The following is a 15,837-nucleotide window of genomic DNA, read 5'->3' on the forward strand; positions in this document are numbered from 1 at the left end:
TGTTATTCAAGGAAATGGGGAGCCTAAGCCGAAAATTGGCAAAGGCTCCTTCTGATCCAGGACAGTTAGCTGATGAACATCAGACCAACAATCGCCAGACCAATACCGATGCCAGTGGCAATGCCCGCTGAGGTATCGGAAACAGGTGCGTCAATGATATCTATCTCTTGAATAGTCATAGTTTTTTCCATTAAGTAATGTGTTAAAAATTCGCTTATGAAACGATCAGCAAGCCAACAGCTACGCCAATCAGAACTCCACCTGCAACACCACCCCAAAATTCCGCGTCAGTGGGTGCATCTACGATTTCAATTTCTTCAAATGTCATAGTCTTTCCTTAGTCTTTCCTTATCAATATTTCGTTATTGTTGACGCTCAAAAAACGAACATCTGATTTAGACTAAAGCCTAAATAATCACCATGTCAATAGTGTGGTTTTAATATTTTTTTAAAATGAAATTATTACGTTTTTGGGGTTGATTTATAATTATTTGAGCGTATCGTTAGATTATTAAATGAGCGTTTTTAGTGTGATTTTTACTCTTTCACGTGGATCCGCCTGGCTGTAGATAGTGTGGTAAATAGTGTGACTGTACAGACTTTGCTAAGTTTTAACTTATTGTATTCACTTATTTAATTGTTTTTGTGTAAGCTTCAATCTTTTTTTTTCATTTCGCTGGCAACGGGTATTTTGAAGAGAGCGTTAGGTCCCTCTCTATAAAAACTTCAATATTTATTTTGATTTTCTCAAAGGTAAGAAAAATATTAACCTTTTAAAAATATTAACCTTTTGTTTTTTTAAAGTGGGGAAAAACATGAATTTACTGAAAAACTGTCAACCGAGAAGGAACCGCGCAGTTGCTTTAGTGTTGGTAGGCGCATCGTACGCGATTCAAGTGGTGCCTCCTGTGCTGAACGGATGGGCAGGCGTGTTTGGGACCTCTTCAAGCGCTGCACTCGCAGCATTGTCACTCATGTATGCTGCGATACTTGCTGCAGTTTTTTTTAAAGCATCTCCTCCACGTGTTTGAGTTTCTTTGATCAATCAGTGAGTCATGGTCGTCGTGCCCCTAATGAAAATGCAGAACTAGCCCAAGACTATACCGAGAGCAAGACTATACCGAAAGATTGGATAACCTTGTTTTTTCGCTAGCTGAAGAAGTAAAAGAAATTGCAGTTACTGCGTCATTTTCGGGGTGGAAAAGTTCGTTTTTACGGACTCTCGAATTCAACTCTGAAGTGCACCACTCGCTAAATTAAGCAGCCTTTAGTAATTCATTGAACACTGCAAGGGCTGCTTAAAGTCTAGGCACTTTCTCGGTATTGCATTCAGTACCTTTTCAATTTCAGAAATCTGCTTATCTGTTACTGTTCGTAAGTCGGTGCCTTTTCGTATGTACTGACGTAGCGAACCGTCGAAGTTTTCATTTGATCCTCGTTTCCATGATGAATAAGGGGGGGGGCGAAATAAATATTCGCTTTTAACTTCTCGGCCACCATTTCAATGGTCGTATAATTCACTGCCATTATTCGCTGTGATTGTGCGAACGTGACTTCGGTATTTCCACAACATACCAACCATAGCAATTGCGACATCAGCCGCGCTTTTCGCTGGCACTTTTCGTATCAGCTATAACCTACTTTTTCGCTCAACAGTACTGACAATCGCGCCTGTTCCTCGCTTACCTATAACGTTATCTGCTTCCCAATCGCCCAAACCGTTTGCTAAGCCTATGCGTAACTTTGACGAATATTGTACGGCGACTGACGAAGCAATGTTATCGAATGTATTGAGGTATGCGTTGGTAGGGTCGAAAGAAACGGTGCAAAACAAGCTAGCTCAGTTTGTTGAAGCGACGGGGGTTGATGAAATTATCGTGTCGATGCCGATTTACGATATAGAAGCGCGCTTGTTTAGCGTTAACGCATTTGCGGAAATCGCATCTTAGTTTTTAGACAGCTATTCCCAGTATTGAATATTTGGTTATAACTTCCACTATGAATGACCTTCGAATAACTTTATGATACGTCTATATGTGCGTATTTTCAGTTAGTTGTGTTAGGTTCACAGTCATGACAAAGGTCTGGTTTTCCCTTCTTTTAGCTTTATCTTCTTTGATGTGGGGCGCTAGTGCTGCATTTGCGAAAGAAACCCTGGACCTAATTGTTCTTGAAACACTGCCTGTTCCAATTGTCGCTGATTCGCGGGCCGAGTTCGAAAAGGAACTTGCGCGGATTATGCCCGATCACGAGATTAACGTAACATCGTATAACGCCGAAGGCTCTGAAGTTCGTGCTAAGGAGATACTTACCGAGCTTGCACAAAACCCAGCGCCTGACCTTATTGTATCGGTGGCGACCCTTGCCACCAGAGCGCTGAATGCGTCTGAAGATTTTGTTGATGTACCTAAGCTGTTTATGGCGGTCTCAGCACCGGTTGAAGAAGGAATAGTTTCTGCTATTGGTGCGGTTAGTGAACGCAACATGACGGGCGAGTCACACGTGCTAGACGCAAAGGTAAAGCTAGATATGTTAGAGGGCGTGCTCAGAGCGTCTAAGCCCTCATCGCTTTTTACCATCGGTCTAGTCCATTCTACATACCCATCGTCAAGTAACTTGGTTAATCAACTTCTGGCACTGAATGATGACTACGAGAACATAAATCTTGTTGCTGTTAGTACACCGTATTTAGAAGGCGATGATGGACTGCTTGAAATGACTGACAGCATCATCAACAGCTTGCAGCAAAAAACAAACGAGCTGGATGGTTACTGGCTTTCATCTGGGCCGCTCGCTGAATCGAATGGCTTAGTAACAAAGGTAAAAGAAGCTACGGGACTGCTTCCTTTATTCGCAGAAAGCATTTCCTCTGTGAAAGAAGGTGCGCTTCTGGGCGTAGTATCTGAGCCAGTGAGTATTGGCAAATCAGCTGCAAGAAAAGCCAAGCTAATTCTTGAGAAAAAATCGGCGAGGGACATTCCCGTTGATAAAATGGATACGTACACTGTAGCGGTAAATGTGTCTACGGCAATCAAACTGCAGTTGCCCATTCCTTCAAATTACTTGAAGCTGTCAAAAAAACATGTGTATCAATAAGGCCTAATTAGAAGTAAGTATGCGGATTAAATCGAAACTGCTGGTTATCTACATTCCAATTTTATTAATTGGTATGACACTTACTGGGTATTGGGCTTATTTGACGGCGTACGATTCAGTACGCGAAAGAGAATATCAGCTCCTCACTCAGACGCTTACATTAAACGTTTTAGAGATCATTGACGAAAGACGTGAACTGCTTATTGAGTCGGGCCTAGAAAATGTGCCTGTGTTTCGCGAGGCCTATCAAAAGGAAGTGTTTGAAGAGCTAAAGTCGTTGCAGCAAGCCACCGACCGCCACTTTGCGATCAGTGACAAGAGTGCCGATACTGTGGTGTTTAGTACGATGGAGCACACTGTGGTTCCTAATGTCGAAGATGCGACAATCGCAACCATTGCCAGTCGTAAGGTCGCCTTTGGTGAGTCGAATATTAACGATGCTGACGTGTTATTTGCGTGTGCGGAATTTGCGCCATGGAATTGGAAAGTTACCGTATTGCAGCCTGCTGACGCACTGCAATCTTCCCTATCTACTATTGCGTGGCTAACGTCATTAGTGACGCTATTTGCTGTCGTTATTGTCAGTTTGCTTATGGGAAGAGTCACACAGGTGTTTGTTGTTTCTCCTATCGAAAAAATAAAATCAGCAGCAAGTCGCATTGCGGTTGACCATAAGAAGGTCAGTATAGACTTACAGCAAAACGACGAGTTAGGTAGTTTAGCGCGAGACGTTGAGGCAATGTCTGGTGAAATAGAGCAATACGTTGCTCAAGCTCAGCAAGCAAACCGCGCAAAAACGGATTTTCTTGCAGTAATGAGTCACGAAATTCGCACCCCACTGAACGGTATTCAGGGATTAGCAACGCTACTTCTTGATACGCAACTGTCGGATAAACAGCATCAGTATGCCAGCGATTTGAAATCATCGGCGTCTATTCTAGCGACCGTTATCAACGATGTTCTGGATCTCTCAAAAATTGAATCAGGTATGTCAGAGGTTGACGTTACAGAGTTCGATCTTGACGCAATGCTGAATGACCTTATTACGCTACTGGGTACCAATGCTAGCGCCAATAGTACGCGTTTGGTTTACAAAAGTAAGAACATGGAATCGGTGGCAGTAACCAGTGATATTACGAAGTTACGCCAGATAATCATTAACTTGGTGAGTAACGCAATTAAGTTTACTCATAAGGGCACGGTGACTATTTCCGCCAAACTCAAACAGCCTTCACAGGATACCGTGAGCGAGAACCATTTGGTAATTGCGGTTAAAGATACCGGTATTGGCATTGAGCCAGACAGACTCGAGCATATTTTTGATAAGTTTACGCAGTCCGATTCATCAATTACGCGTAAATACGGTGGCACTGGGCTAGGTCTTGCTATTGCAAAGCAGCTTGCACAAATATTAGGTGGTGATATTAAGGTGGTGAGCAAAGTAGGTGAAGGTTCATGTTTCACCGTTACCGCCAAGGTGCAGAGTCGTCGCGTAGTGGAGTCGTCGGCCGATTCGGATTCCGCGCGACAAGCAGAGCGCGCTAGCTTACCAGAAGGTATTAAAGTTCTGTTGGCTGAAGATAATGCCATTAATGCTGTGGTAGCACAGGCACTCTTAGAACAGCTGAAATGTGATGTTGAGCACGTTGATAATGGACTGAAAGCCGCTGCACGAGTAGAAGAGGGCGGTATTGATGTTGTTTTCATGGATGTGCACATGCCAGTGATGGACGGCATTGAAGCGACAAAACGCATTCGAAAGCTTGATGGAGAGCTTAGCAAAATCCCGGTTATAGGGCTTACCGCCGAAGCATTCAAAGAGCGTCACGTGTCATTTAAAGAAGCGGGGATGGACGACATCGTTACCAAACCTGTCACCGTTGAGGCACTGCAAGAAAGTTTGTCAAAACTGGCGCTTAATCAAGAAGTCACTGATAATAGTTAAAGTGATATAGCTTCAGTAATTTGAAGTTGTAAGAGCCCGTGGGTGATTTCGCCATGGGCTAATATATAGATGCTTCAACAGTAACTTATTGCTTAAGGTGGCGTGTGCAAATCAATAAACCCCGCGAGCTACTTCGGCTGAGAATTGCGCTGATCATTGGTGCTGTACTTGTGCTTGCCTTTATGGCTGTTGACTTGATGCTACTACCAAGCAGCATGTACGAGCTGTACATATTCGATCGCTTACTTCTTCAATTCCCTATTATACTCGTCGTTGTTGTACTCTCCTTCTGGCGCAGATTCATTCAGCATCGAGCTTATATTTTCGCAGGGTTACTTATTGCGCTTTCTTATAGCAACTACTGGTTAATATGGGTTTGCTGGGAAGAGCATAGCTTCATTTTCCCCTACGAGGGCACCATTTTATATGCTTTCTTCTGTGTATTTGCGCTGGGCATTGCCTTTAAATTAGCGCTAGCAGCCAACGTCATCAACATTCTGGGCTTCATGGGGTTAATGTGGGTTGCGCCGCTTTATGGTGACAGAGTTCCAATTTCAATTGCATTTGTATCTGGGTCTTTGTTTATTTGTGTCTATGCCCGTTATCGGTTAGATCGCAGCGTACGCATGTTAAAAGAAACCAATGACAGGCTACTTAAACTTAGCAAGTTCGACCCCTTATCTGATTTATTGAATCGGCGTGCGTTACGAGAGCAGAGTGAAAAACTGTTGGCGTTGAGTAAGCGTCATAAAGTGTCGATGGCCGTGATGATGCTCGACTTAGACGACTTTAAAAAATATAACGACTGTTTTGGTCATCAGCAGGGTGATGAAGCCATAAAAATACAAGCCCGCATTATGAAGCAGATCTTTAAGCGAGAGACAGACATATTAGGTCGGTACGGTGGGGAAGAGTTTATTGTTGTATTGAGCGACATTCAGAAAGAACAAGTTGAGAAGCACTGTGATGCACTTTTGAATAAGTGGACAGAAGCCGCATTAGAACATGCACAAGATGCAAAGCATCCTTTAATGAGTTGTTCCATTGGTGTGGTGTTTGCCAAGTCGGCCGAGAATATGTCAATCGATTGCCTTATTGACGAAGCAGATAAAGCACTTTACGAAGCAAAAGAAAAAGGTAAAACCCAGTTTGTATTAAATCAGGCGCAGTGCTTAGAATAACACTGCGCTTTTTTACGATTGGCTTACAGCTTCACAATCATCTTGCCGGTGTTCTTGCCTTCAAACAACATATTTAGGCCCTTCTCGGCGTTCTCTAGGCCTTCCACAGTGTGTGCACGGTACTTGATTTTACCTTGTTGAACATAAGGCGAAAGCTTTTGCAGTAGTTGTGGAATTTCACCCCAGTGATCAGGCATAGCAAAACCGCGAATGTTAATTCGCTTTTTAATCAGGGGGATCCAGTTCGGGCCCGGTGACGGCTTTTCAGACTGGTAATCGGCAATCATTCCACATACCACAATTCGGCCATGGGCATTCATTCTGTTAAAAATGTGCTGCTGAATAGGACCGCCCGTATTTTCAAAGAAGACGTCTATTTTATTTGGTGTTAGTTCGGCTAACTTTTCTTCTAAATTGTCGGTTTTGTAGTTTATAGCGCCATCAAACCCAAGCTCGTTAACAATCCAATCGGCTTTGTCTTCGCTTCCTACTACGCCAATTACACGCAGCCCGTCTGCTTTAGCAAGTTGACCTACAATTGAGCCTACAGAACCTGCTGCACCCGTAACAATAAGTGTCTCACCTTCTTTGGGCTCGCCAAAATTATATAAACCTGTTGTGGCCGTTAGGCCTGGTAGTGCAAAAACACAAAGAGCCATTTCCTCAGTAATGCCAGGCTGAAGCTTGTTAAAACCAGAACCGTCACTGAGCACATATTCACTCCAGCCAGTCATTCCCATAACTTTGTCGCCAACCGAAAAATTAGGGTTGTTAGACTCAACCACTTCGCCCACACCGCTTGAGCGCATTACATCGCCAAGCTCCACAGGTGGAATATAGCTCTCTCTGTCTTCACTCATCCAACCTAACATCGCAGGGTCTAAAGACATGTGAGTTTGCTTTATCAAAATTTGACCGTCTTTAGGCGTGGGAATTTCGAGCTCTTTGCTTTCAAATAAATGTGGCCCAATTTTTCTGTCATGGGGGCGATTAACGAGTGTAATTGCTTTGTATGTTGACATGGTGTCCTCCTGTTCAAGCACAAATGGTCGACGTCTTATCGAATGTAAAAGCGCATCGCTAAACACGGTTACATCTGCGCTGTTTAAAATAGGGTGGGGGTTATAGACATAAACACAACCTATAACACAGCCTGTTTATAGATTTGAGTGAAACCTTTTTGCATTTCCAATAGGTGTTAGTGATAGTTAATTAAAATAGTGTTAACAATATTGAGATCTTTCGTTAACTCTGTTTTATCAAAGTTGCTTATAAATGCGTCGAAGTTGTAGCTATAATTGTAAAAAATGCGATAAAAGTGCGTAAATGGCGTTTACTTGCATTGAACAAAAGTACTCAGATCCGTAGAATGCCCGATGCAATTTTCCCCTTTTACAATGAGTATCTTATGAAGCAACAGTTTTCTTTACGTGCCTCAGTTTGCTTAGCGCTTGCTACCTTAGCCTCTTCTTCAGCGCTGGCAGCTGGTTTCCAAGTTAATGAACACAGTGCAAACGGTCTAGGCCGTGCCATGGCTGGTCAAGCGGCTAAGCCAGAGAATGCCTCCATTTTAGCAACTAACCCTGCAGCGATTGGTGTATTTAAAGAAGCTGAGTTCAGTGCATCAGTAAGCTTTATCGATCCGAACGTAGATATCGATGGTGATGTAAGTTATTCATTAGTCACAGGTGCTACAAGTGAGCAAAATTCTAGTGAAGACAACATCGCTGATACAGCGATTGTGCCAAGCTTTTTCTACGTATCGCCCATTAATGACAAGTTGTCTGCTGGTGTAGGTGTATTTACTACCTACGGTCTTCGTTCAGATTACTCAGATGATTTCGGTGCGCTGCATTTTGCTGACACAGCTGAAGTAAAAACGGTAACCCTAAACCCTGCTGTATCTTATAAAGTAAATAAGCAGCTTATGGTAGGTTTTGGTTTAAACATCACTTACGCAGAAGCAGAAATTGGCACCGGAGTTTCTTCTTCGCTGAAAGAGTTTGTAGATAATGAAGTGCGCCCGTTTTTACTATCTGTAAATAGTAACTTTCCACCAATTGAAAGTGGAGATTCGCTTCTAAAAATGGAAGGGGACGACGTAGGTTTCGGTTGGAACGTGGGCATTTTCTGGCAGCCTTACGAATTTACTAATGTAGCGCTATCTCATAGAGCTGAAACAAAATTGAATTTAAGTGGAGAAATTACATCGGATGTTCCATTACTATTCCCATTCGATGCTAACCAACCTGGAAGCTTAGACTTAAACTTAGCTGCAACTACTGAATTTGCTGTTGACCAAAAAATTGATGACCAATGGTCGTTACAAGCAAGTGTAACATTTACGGATTGGAGCACGTTCCAAAAGCTTGAAGCAAACCTTTCTAGTGGTGATGATTACCTGCTAAAAGAAGAAAATTTCGACGATTCGTGGCGCGCAGCGCTTGGTGTAACTTACATCCTAAACGATGAAATTACCCTTCGAGCAGGCTATGCTTATGATGACGGTGTGGTATCGGTAGAAAATCGCTCACTAAGTATCCCAGATACAGACCGTCATTGGTTCTCTGGTGGTATGACTTACACGGTAAGCGAAGATACATCAATTGACGTGGCTTACGTATTCATTGATGGCCGTGAAGCTAATATTGATAAAGATAGGCCGATTAACGAGTCAATCGCCTTCACGTCTAACTTCTCTGGTACACAGTCAGCTACTGCGCACATTCTAAGTGTTCAAGTAAACACTCGCTTCTAATTTCAAAGAAGCCAAGTCAAATAAGAAAGGCAGCGTATTTACGCTGCCTTTTTGGTAATGACCTATGCACACTGGTATAACGTCGCATTTTTTATGTGCGATGGGGTTCTTGTGCGCTGTTTAACGACTAAATTTGTGCAAATAAATCTTGAAGACATGTAATTGCTGCGCCGATTTTTGCAGGCATTAGCTCCCTTTTCGGTGTGACCGCATAAACCGTATAATCTGGTAACTCCCAGTCAGTGAAGAGCTGCTTCATTTCACCAGACTTTAATAGATGTCTCACTTCTGGTTCGGGAAGAACCGCATAGCCAACACTATCTTGGGTAAGTTTAATCAACGTCTGCATTGAGTTGACATCAATGCGATGTGAATCCAATTCATACTCGCCTTCGCTTTCGTGCTTCATGACGTATTCTTCAATATGTCTGTGAGCAATGTATGTATGCGCGTTAAGCGCTTCAGGCGAAGTCCGAGTTTCGTTTGCAAGTGGATGGTCTGCAGAGACACATAAAATGCGTTTCCAGGTCGCGAGTACCAAACTGCTGAAATTTGTATCTGAGACTGGGGCGAAACAAAGAACAAGATCTGCACTAGAAGCGATAATATCTTTAGGCTCGTCAGTCACGGTTAAAGAAATTGTTATTTTAGGAAATTCTTCACAAAGCTTTTTCAGCGGTTCGCTTAACAGTCCCCCGCCAAACCCCTCAGGTGCGATGATATTTATTTTACCAGTGGGATCATCCTGTAGACTTTCAATTTTTTGCTGGGCAAGTTCTGCGGTTTGCAGCATTTGCTTACTGGTTTCGTAATAGATGCGCCCTGCTTCCGTTAGGCTCAAGCTTCGGGTATTTCGGTTAAAAAGGCTAAGGCCGATATCGTGTTCTAGCTTTCTTAACTGCTGACTAATAGCAGAGACAGTCATGTGCAGCTCTCTCGCAGCTACACTCATGCTACCGCTATCTGTTACTGCAACAAAAACCTGAAGAGAGCGAAGTAATTTAGTATTCATGGCGCTTAGTTAATCCTTTTTATTGGCCGCAGTATTTTGACTGTTCATTTGTAGCAAATTAACGACGGAAATAGTCGAATTCTACCGTATTTTAACGTTGATGAACGCTTTTGAAGCAGGTCTTTACGCAATGCTTACATTGGAAAGTTATGCATTCTCTTCGCATTTGTAGCTAAAAGTAATTTTAGGGCTCACCTTGTTTTAAAGAAGTTTTCTTTATGTTTTTAAATGGTAAATTATTGAAATCCAGCGTTTCTTTGCCCGATTAAAGTGCTAGTTTAATTATTCACTAACTATGCAGCTGAGAATCGCGAATGAAACAGTTTACTTTGATGATTATTGTTCTGCTCTCCACCTCGTGGATGGGCGGTTGTACTTCTACTAAAACGTCCGATGGCGCTTCATACGGGCCCGCCGCGTTCTCACAGCCTGCGTTTACTGCTGTTACCGTAGCCTACGCACCCGAAATGCAGGGTATCCTTAACCGTATTGAGCAAGATCCCAATGCGTCCATTCACACAACCACAACCATCAAAGGCGTTACGTATCGCATAGGTACCTATCACGACGAGCCAATATTAATATTCGCTACTGGAATGAGCATTGCAAACGCTGCTATGACTATGCAGATGGCGTTGGATTACTTTCCGGTTAAGCAAGTGGTTTACATGGGGATTGCGGGAGCGGTTAACCCAAAATGGCAACCGGGTGACGTCATTGTTCCGGCGCGTTGGTACTACCATGATGAGAGTGTGTATACCAATGAAGATCCGAATGCTCCGGGGGAATACATACTGCCTGAATATTATGCAAAGTTCATTGAAGAGCAAGATGAACGCCGCGCTAAAGATCCTCACACACCAAAATATAAGCCCTTTCATTTCATTCATCCTGACGAAGTGCTTATTGTGAAAGAGGGGATGGATAAACCACAAGACACCGCCTATTTCAGCGCGACACCGCGCCTTTTAACTGCGGCGAAACAAGCTATGAGCACTATGCCAACGCAGCGCGTGCTTGGCGAGCGGGATGCCGAGCTCTTTGTAGGCGGAAATGGTATTACCGGGTCTGTCTTTATGGATAACCGCGAGTATCGAAAGTGGACAAGAGACGTGTTCAATGCCGAAGTAACTGAGATGGAGTCAGCCGCAATAGGTCAAGTATGTACCGTTAACGACGTTGACTGAATTATTGTTCGAGCTATTAGTGATTTGGCTGGCGGTCAAGAAGGCGTTAACGTAGAGAACAAGTACGACGATGAAGTGTCGCGAATTGGCGCTAACGTTCTGTTTTCTGTATTAGATACACTCGCTGAGGACGAGTAGTAGATAGTATGGCAAACATTGAGGCAACGTTGCTTCTTTGCATATGAATGTTAGTTTCAAAACTAAGCCAATCGCGACAGCCTAAAAATAAGTAGGCGGATAGAGAAGGTAAACATTACGCGCTATCCGCCTTTTTGGTGTGTCGCTGATGGGATCAATTGAACGCCAGCGAGTAAGCCGTTGTCGATACGTGGCTAACGAATGGTTCTGACCATATTTATGGTATTTGTCGCAAGTTTTACTTCAACCAGAAAAACAATGAGCGCACTGATTAGAAACATCATAGCCAGTATGAACAATACGATGACTGGTGTTTTTAAATCGACAACCCATAGCGACCCAGAAAACAGCGCCATAATGACGGTACACACCATTAGTCCAGCGGCGACACACAGCCCAATCGCCCAGTTAATCACTTTTACCCTGCGCCATAGCACCTTAATTTCTTTCTTTGAGCGATCGACAATATGCGGGTCTGAAAGGGTATGAATCTGTCTTTCTGCCACCCTCACCCTGTCTGATATTCGGCCCAGCCGAGACGACATAACATTGAGGAAGCCCGCAATACCGGTAAGTAAAAATACGGGGGCAACAGCGAATTCGATAAGCTGTGAAAGACTAGGAATAAGTGTGTCCAATGGTTCCTCCAGCGAACAAAGTTTGGTGTTCTTACTTCAGGCAAAGAGTGGTTAACCCATTGCTGCAATCTACTAACGTACTGCCAGTCTATATGCGTTAGATACACGTAAATTAGAAATAGTGTATAAAACTAAGACTTGTGTTGTGACAGTAAAGTCTGCGAACTGCAAAGTCTACGCCAACGCTTAAATCAGAGATATGACGTAATTGTCAAAATGCCGCAACAGTTTAGCGAGTTTTAACCCATTCTTGCCTAAATTAACGATACACTAGCATCAGTTGCTAAAAAAAACATTTTGTCATCATAAGGATAGATAATGCGCTTTGCCCCAAGCTTTCCTCTGTCGTTGCTAGCTGTGTCTCTGCTATCGCATGCAGCCATCGCTCAACAAACCAATGAAATAGAAAGAATTGAGACCACGTCTTCTCGTATACAGGGAAATATGAATGCTTCCGGTTATGCAGTGTCGTCTATTTCAGAAGAAACGCTTTCGCTGCTTTCATTTCAACATATCCAAGAGTCGCTGAATTACATTGCGGGTGCCGGCGTACAGCGGGGCAATGGGCAAGAGTATTTACCTGCCCTTCGTTCGCCAGTGTTAACCGGCGCTGGCGCGTGCGGCGGAATTTTAGCAGCAGAAGATGGTATTGCGTTGCGCGCAGCAGGTTTTTGCAATATTAATGAGCTGTTTGAAGCACACGGTGAAATTGCACAGCGTATTGACGTGATAAAAGGCCCTGCGTCAGCGCTTTATGGCTCTAATGCGATACATGGTGTGATTAATGTGATTACCCCTGACACAACCCAAGGCGACGGAGAGCTTAGCGTTGATTACGGGTCTTATGGGTTTCATCGCGTAAAGCTTAAAGAAGGGAAAGACTTTGGTCACAGTGGCGTGGGTATCGCCGCCAGTGTTACCAGAGATACAGGATATCGAAATGAAGAGGGCGTTGACCAAGAGAAAGTCTCGCTTCGCCACAGGCTAGAGTGGGACAGCACGGTTATCACGAGCGGCCTTACCTATACCCATCTGGACCAAGAAACTGCCGGCTACATCGAAGGGTTTGAAAGCTACAAAAATACACAAATAGCCAAAAGCAACCCAAACCCCGAAGCGTTTCGAAAAGCAGAAAGTTTTAGGCTATGGAGCAAGTTCGATACGAGCTTTAGCGGTGGTCATGCACTGTCGATTACACCTTACTTACGCAACCAGGACATGCGTTTTAGAATGCATTTTCTTCCAGGCAAACCCCTTGAAACGAATGCCCAAAAAGGCGTTGGTGTGCTGTCTCAGTTCAATTACGTCATTAATGACAGCCTAAGTGCAGATATAGGATTAGACGTAGAATACACAGAAGGTGAATTAACCCAGTCACAAGACAGCGCCACAGAAGGGTCAGCCTTTTTGGTTGAAACCATACCTGTAGGAAAGCACTATGATTATGATGTAGATGCCACGCTATTTGCGCCTTTCTTTACCTTCAATTGGCAAGCTGAGCGTTGGGCTATTTCTGTCGGCGGGCGCTTTGAGTCTATGCAATACGACTACACCAACAATATGAATGTTGGTCGTGTTCGCGAGGATGGCACGCAGTGCGGTTTTGGCGGCTGCAGATATTCCAGACCAGCAGACAGCGAAAATGATTTTGATAACTTTAGTCCGAAGCTTTCACTTCGTTATCAACTTAACCCTCAAACCCAGTTATTTGGCGGCATCGCAAGAGGCTATCGCGCGCCTCAGGCAACAGAGCTGTATCGTTTGCAGCGTGCACAAACTGTTACTGATCTTGACTCGGTAACGGCCGATAATATCGAGATGGGCGTTACAGGTACACTATTTGACGGCAGCTATACGCTTAGCCTTTACAGCCTACAAAAAGATAATGTGATTTACCGCGACAGCGACTTTTTCAACGTAAGCAACGGCGAAACGTGGCATAGAGGCGTAGAGCTTACTTTTGACCAACCGTTAAGCGATATACTGCGCTTAGATTTTGCTGGTACATACGCAAGGCATACCTACGAGCACAGTCAGCTCTCAGGTGAACAAGACATTAAAGGTAATGATATTGATACTGCACCAAAGCTTCAGTTTAACGCTCGTTTAAGCTTTGAGATGTCGAGCAAAGTACAAACGCAGCTAGAGTGGCAGCATGTTTCGAGCTATTTCACCGACGCTGAAAATCTCAACGAGTACGAGGGGCATGACTTGGTACATGCGCGTGTACGCTACAGCGTGAACGAAGACGTTACATTGTATGCGCGGGTTAACAATGTATTTGATACGGACTACGCTGAACGCGCCGATTTTACTAGCTTCACAGGCCCTCGCTACTTTCCTGGGCGGCCTCGAAACTTCATGATAACGGCATCGTTCACGTTATAGCTTCAAATAAGCGGCCGTAATGGATAACTATTAATCTTGAAAATACAGACTATTGCCGTGATTTGCTTGTACCCCAGCGGCATCAGGCGTAGTCTGTAGGCATCAGCATGGGTCTCAGTCACGCCATGTATAGCGCTTGAAAAGGTCAGGCGACATACGTGGAATGATTGTTAATAGGTATACCCATGCAAAAAATAGTAATTGTTGGTGGCGGTGCTGGTGGTCTTGAATTAGCCAGTCGCTTAAGCCGCACCCTCGGGAGAAAGAAACAAGCCGAAATTACCCTCGTCGACCGCAGTCGAACCCATATCTGGAAGCCGCTATTACACGAAGTGGCCGCCGGTGTAATTGATAAGCATTCAGACGGTGTGGACTACGCCATCCACGCTGCAGCTCACCTCTACCGCTTTCAATTAGGTGAAATGTGCTCGCTTAACGCGCAAGCGCAAACCATAACCTTGTCGCCTTTAATCGATGAAGAAGGGACTCAGGTTTTGCCTGAACGCGAGATTCATTATGACCAGTTAGTGCTGGCGGTTGGCAGCGTGAGTAACGATTTTGGCACACCTGGCGTTGCTGAGCATTGCTACTTTCTTGACTCGTTAAAGCAAGCTGAACGTTTTCACAGAGCGCTTCTTAATCAACTAATCCGCATCAATCAGCAAGAAGATAAAAACGCCAGAATTGATGTCGCTATTGTCGGGGCAGGAGCAACAGGTACTGAGCTAGCCGCTCAACTTCACCATGTGGCGAATTTGTCCAAGGCGTACGGAATGCCAGACATGTCAGCTTCTCGTCTTAAGATTACGATCGTAGAAGCGGGAGAGCGTATATTGCCTGCGCTACCTGAGCGTATAGCAAACTCTGCAAGAAAAGCGCTGCATAAGTTGGGCGTAGACATTAAAGAGCAAACCATGGTGGCAGAAGCCGACGCGAAAGGGCTTATCACGAAAGACGGAGGTCGAATTGACGCTGATTTAATGGTGTGGGCTGCGGGGGTGAAAGCACCGGACTTCATAACAAAGCTTGCGCTTTTTGAAACGAACAGAGCTAATCAAATTCTTGTTGATAAGCAGCTTCGCAGTTCATCTCATAAGAATATTTGGGTGTTAGGCGATTGCTGTGGTTTCCAGCAGGAAAATGGGAAGTGGGTGCCGCCTCGAGCGCAGTCTGCCCACCAAATGGCGGATATTGTTGCGCATAATATAACGTCGTTATTTACTCAAAAAGACACGAAAGATTTTACTTACAAGGACTATGGATCTTTGGTTCACTTAAGTAAATACAGCACTGTTGGAAGCTTAATGGGGTCACTGTCAAACAGCAGTATGTTTATAGAAGGGCGTCTAGCTAAGTTGGTTTACGTTTCTTTGTATAATATGCACCAGTTTGCAGTACACGGAAAAATTAAAGGTGCTCTAAAGCTCCTTGTGAAGAAGTTAAGTCAGGCCATCAGCCCTAAGCTGAAGCTTCACTAACCACATATAAAAAAGC

At 44.1% G+C, this 15,837-nt stretch carries 12 protein-coding genes and 1 pseudogene; 8 read left to right on the forward strand and 5 right to left on the reverse strand.

The window, feature by feature from the left end; genetic code table 11:
* Positions 1-214 precede the first annotated feature (214 nt).
* Positions 215-328 (reverse strand): daptide-type RiPP, encoded by a 114-nt coding sequence (locus KUL49_RS21450; protein ID WP_308805567.1) that lies wholly within the window; start codon positions 326-328, stop codon positions 215-217.
* Positions 329-1,365: 1,037 nt separating this feature from the next.
* Positions 1,366-1,596 carry a hypothetical protein gene (locus KUL49_RS20775; RefSeq protein WP_165477891.1) on the reverse strand — a complete coding sequence of 77 codons (231 nt, stop codon included), beginning with the start codon at positions 1,594-1,596 and terminating at the stop codon, positions 1,366-1,368.
* A 137-nt stretch (positions 1,597-1,733) separates the two neighbouring features.
* On the opposite strand from KUL49_RS20775, the gene KUL49_RS07395 reads away from it, so the two are divergent.
* The 4 genes from KUL49_RS07395 to KUL49_RS07410 all read left to right on the forward strand — a co-directional run bounded on the left by KUL49_RS07395 (position 1,734) and on the right by KUL49_RS07410 (position 6,222).
* Entirely contained in the window at positions 1,734-1,949 is a 216-nt protein-coding gene (locus KUL49_RS07395; RefSeq protein WP_242633767.1) for a hypothetical protein, read from the forward strand.
* 124 nt (positions 1,950-2,073) lie between these two features.
* Entirely contained in the window at positions 2,074-3,096 is a 1,023-nt protein-coding gene (locus KUL49_RS07400; RefSeq protein WP_131136897.1) for an ABC transporter substrate-binding protein, read from the forward strand.
* 19 nt (positions 3,097-3,115) lie between these two features.
* Positions 3,116-5,041 (forward strand): ATP-binding protein, encoded by a 1,926-nt coding sequence (locus KUL49_RS07405; RefSeq protein WP_039229085.1) that lies wholly within the window; start codon positions 3,116-3,118, stop codon positions 5,039-5,041.
* Positions 5,042-5,145: 104 nt separating this feature from the next.
* Positions 5,146-6,222, forward strand: coding sequence for a diguanylate cyclase (locus tag KUL49_RS07410; protein WP_131136898.1), 1,077 nt, complete (start codon positions 5,146-5,148; stop codon positions 6,220-6,222).
* Between the two features lie 23 nt (positions 6,223-6,245).
* On the opposite strand, the gene KUL49_RS07415 is transcribed toward KUL49_RS07410, so the two are convergent.
* Complete coding sequence (locus KUL49_RS07415; protein ID WP_039221630.1) at positions 6,246-7,244, reverse strand: NADP-dependent oxidoreductase; 999 nt, start codon at positions 7,242-7,244, stop codon at positions 6,246-6,248.
* A gap of 386 nt (positions 7,245-7,630) precedes the next feature.
* On the opposite strand from KUL49_RS07415, the gene KUL49_RS07420 reads away from it, so the two are divergent.
* Entirely contained in the window at positions 7,631-8,980 is a 1,350-nt protein-coding gene (locus KUL49_RS07420; RefSeq protein ID WP_131136899.1) for an OmpP1/FadL family transporter, read from the forward strand.
* A gap of 127 nt (positions 8,981-9,107) precedes the next feature.
* Here the strand turns inward: KUL49_RS07420 and KUL49_RS07425 are convergent, their stop codons facing one another.
* A complete protein-coding gene (locus KUL49_RS07425; protein WP_131136900.1) occupies positions 9,108-9,992 on the reverse strand; it encodes a LysR family transcriptional regulator in 885 nt (294 codons plus the stop codon).
* Between the two features lie 314 nt (positions 9,993-10,306).
* Here KUL49_RS07425 and KUL49_RS07430 point away from each other — a divergent pair.
* Positions 10,307-11,317 (forward strand): annotated as a pseudogene (locus tag KUL49_RS07430) (purine phosphorylase).
* Positions 11,318-11,511: 194 nt separating this feature from the next.
* On the opposite strand, the gene KUL49_RS07435 reads toward KUL49_RS07430, so the two are convergent.
* Entirely contained in the window at positions 11,512-11,955 is a 444-nt protein-coding gene (locus KUL49_RS07435; protein ID WP_014951195.1) for a DUF2721 domain-containing protein, read from the reverse strand.
* Positions 11,956-12,273: 318 nt separating this feature from the next.
* Between KUL49_RS07435 and KUL49_RS07440 the strand changes: the two genes are divergently transcribed.
* Together KUL49_RS07440 and KUL49_RS07445 are read left to right on the forward strand one after the other, a co-directional pair.
* Positions 12,274-14,343 (forward strand): TonB-dependent receptor, encoded by a 2,070-nt coding sequence (locus KUL49_RS07440; protein WP_131136901.1) that lies wholly within the window; start codon positions 12,274-12,276, stop codon positions 14,341-14,343.
* Between the two features lie 185 nt (positions 14,344-14,528).
* The gene (locus tag KUL49_RS07445; protein WP_131136902.1) at positions 14,529-15,821 is read left to right on the forward strand and encodes an NAD(P)/FAD-dependent oxidoreductase; all 1,293 of its coding nucleotides are present in this window, start codon (positions 14,529-14,531) and stop codon (positions 15,819-15,821) included.
* Positions 15,822-15,837 lie beyond the last annotated feature (16 nt).

It is taken from the genome of Alteromonas sp. KUL17 (assembly GCF_006538305.1).
GTDB lineage: Bacteria > Pseudomonadota > Gammaproteobacteria > Enterobacterales > Alteromonadaceae > Alteromonas > Alteromonas macleodii.

Bases quoted from the DNA above. Each gene is read 5' to 3' on its own strand.
- KUL49_RS07420 (WP_131136899.1), top strand. From the start codon at position 7,631: ATGAAGCAACAGTTTTCTTTACGTGCCTCAGTTTGCTTAGCGCTTGCT.
- KUL49_RS07405 (WP_039229085.1), top strand. From the start codon at position 3,116: ATGCGGATTAAATCGAAACTGCTGGTTATCTACATTCCAATTTTATTA.
- KUL49_RS07395 (WP_242633767.1), top strand. From the start codon at position 1,734: ATGCGTAACTTTGACGAATATTGTACGGCGACTGACGAAGCAATGTTA.
- KUL49_RS07440 (WP_131136901.1), top strand. From the start codon at position 12,274: ATGCGCTTTGCCCCAAGCTTTCCTCTGTCGTTGCTAGCTGTGTCTCTG.
- KUL49_RS07400 (WP_131136897.1), top strand. From the start codon at position 2,074: ATGACAAAGGTCTGGTTTTCCCTTCTTTTAGCTTTATCTTCTTTGATG.
- KUL49_RS07415 (WP_039221630.1), bottom strand. From the start codon at position 7,244: ATGTCAACATACAAAGCAATTACACTCGTTAATCGCCCCCATGACAGA.
- KUL49_RS07445 (WP_131136902.1), top strand. From the start codon at position 14,529: ATGCAAAAAATAGTAATTGTTGGTGGCGGTGCTGGTGGTCTTGAATTA.
- KUL49_RS20775 (WP_165477891.1), bottom strand. From the start codon at position 1,596: ATGTCGCAATTGCTATGGTTGGTATGTTGTGGAAATACCGAAGTCACG.
- KUL49_RS07425 (WP_131136900.1), bottom strand. From the start codon at position 9,992: ATGAATACTAAATTACTTCGCTCTCTTCAGGTTTTTGTTGCAGTAACA.
- KUL49_RS21450 (WP_308805567.1), bottom strand. From the start codon at position 328: ATGACATTTGAAGAAATTGAAATCGTAGATGCACCCACTGACGCGGAA.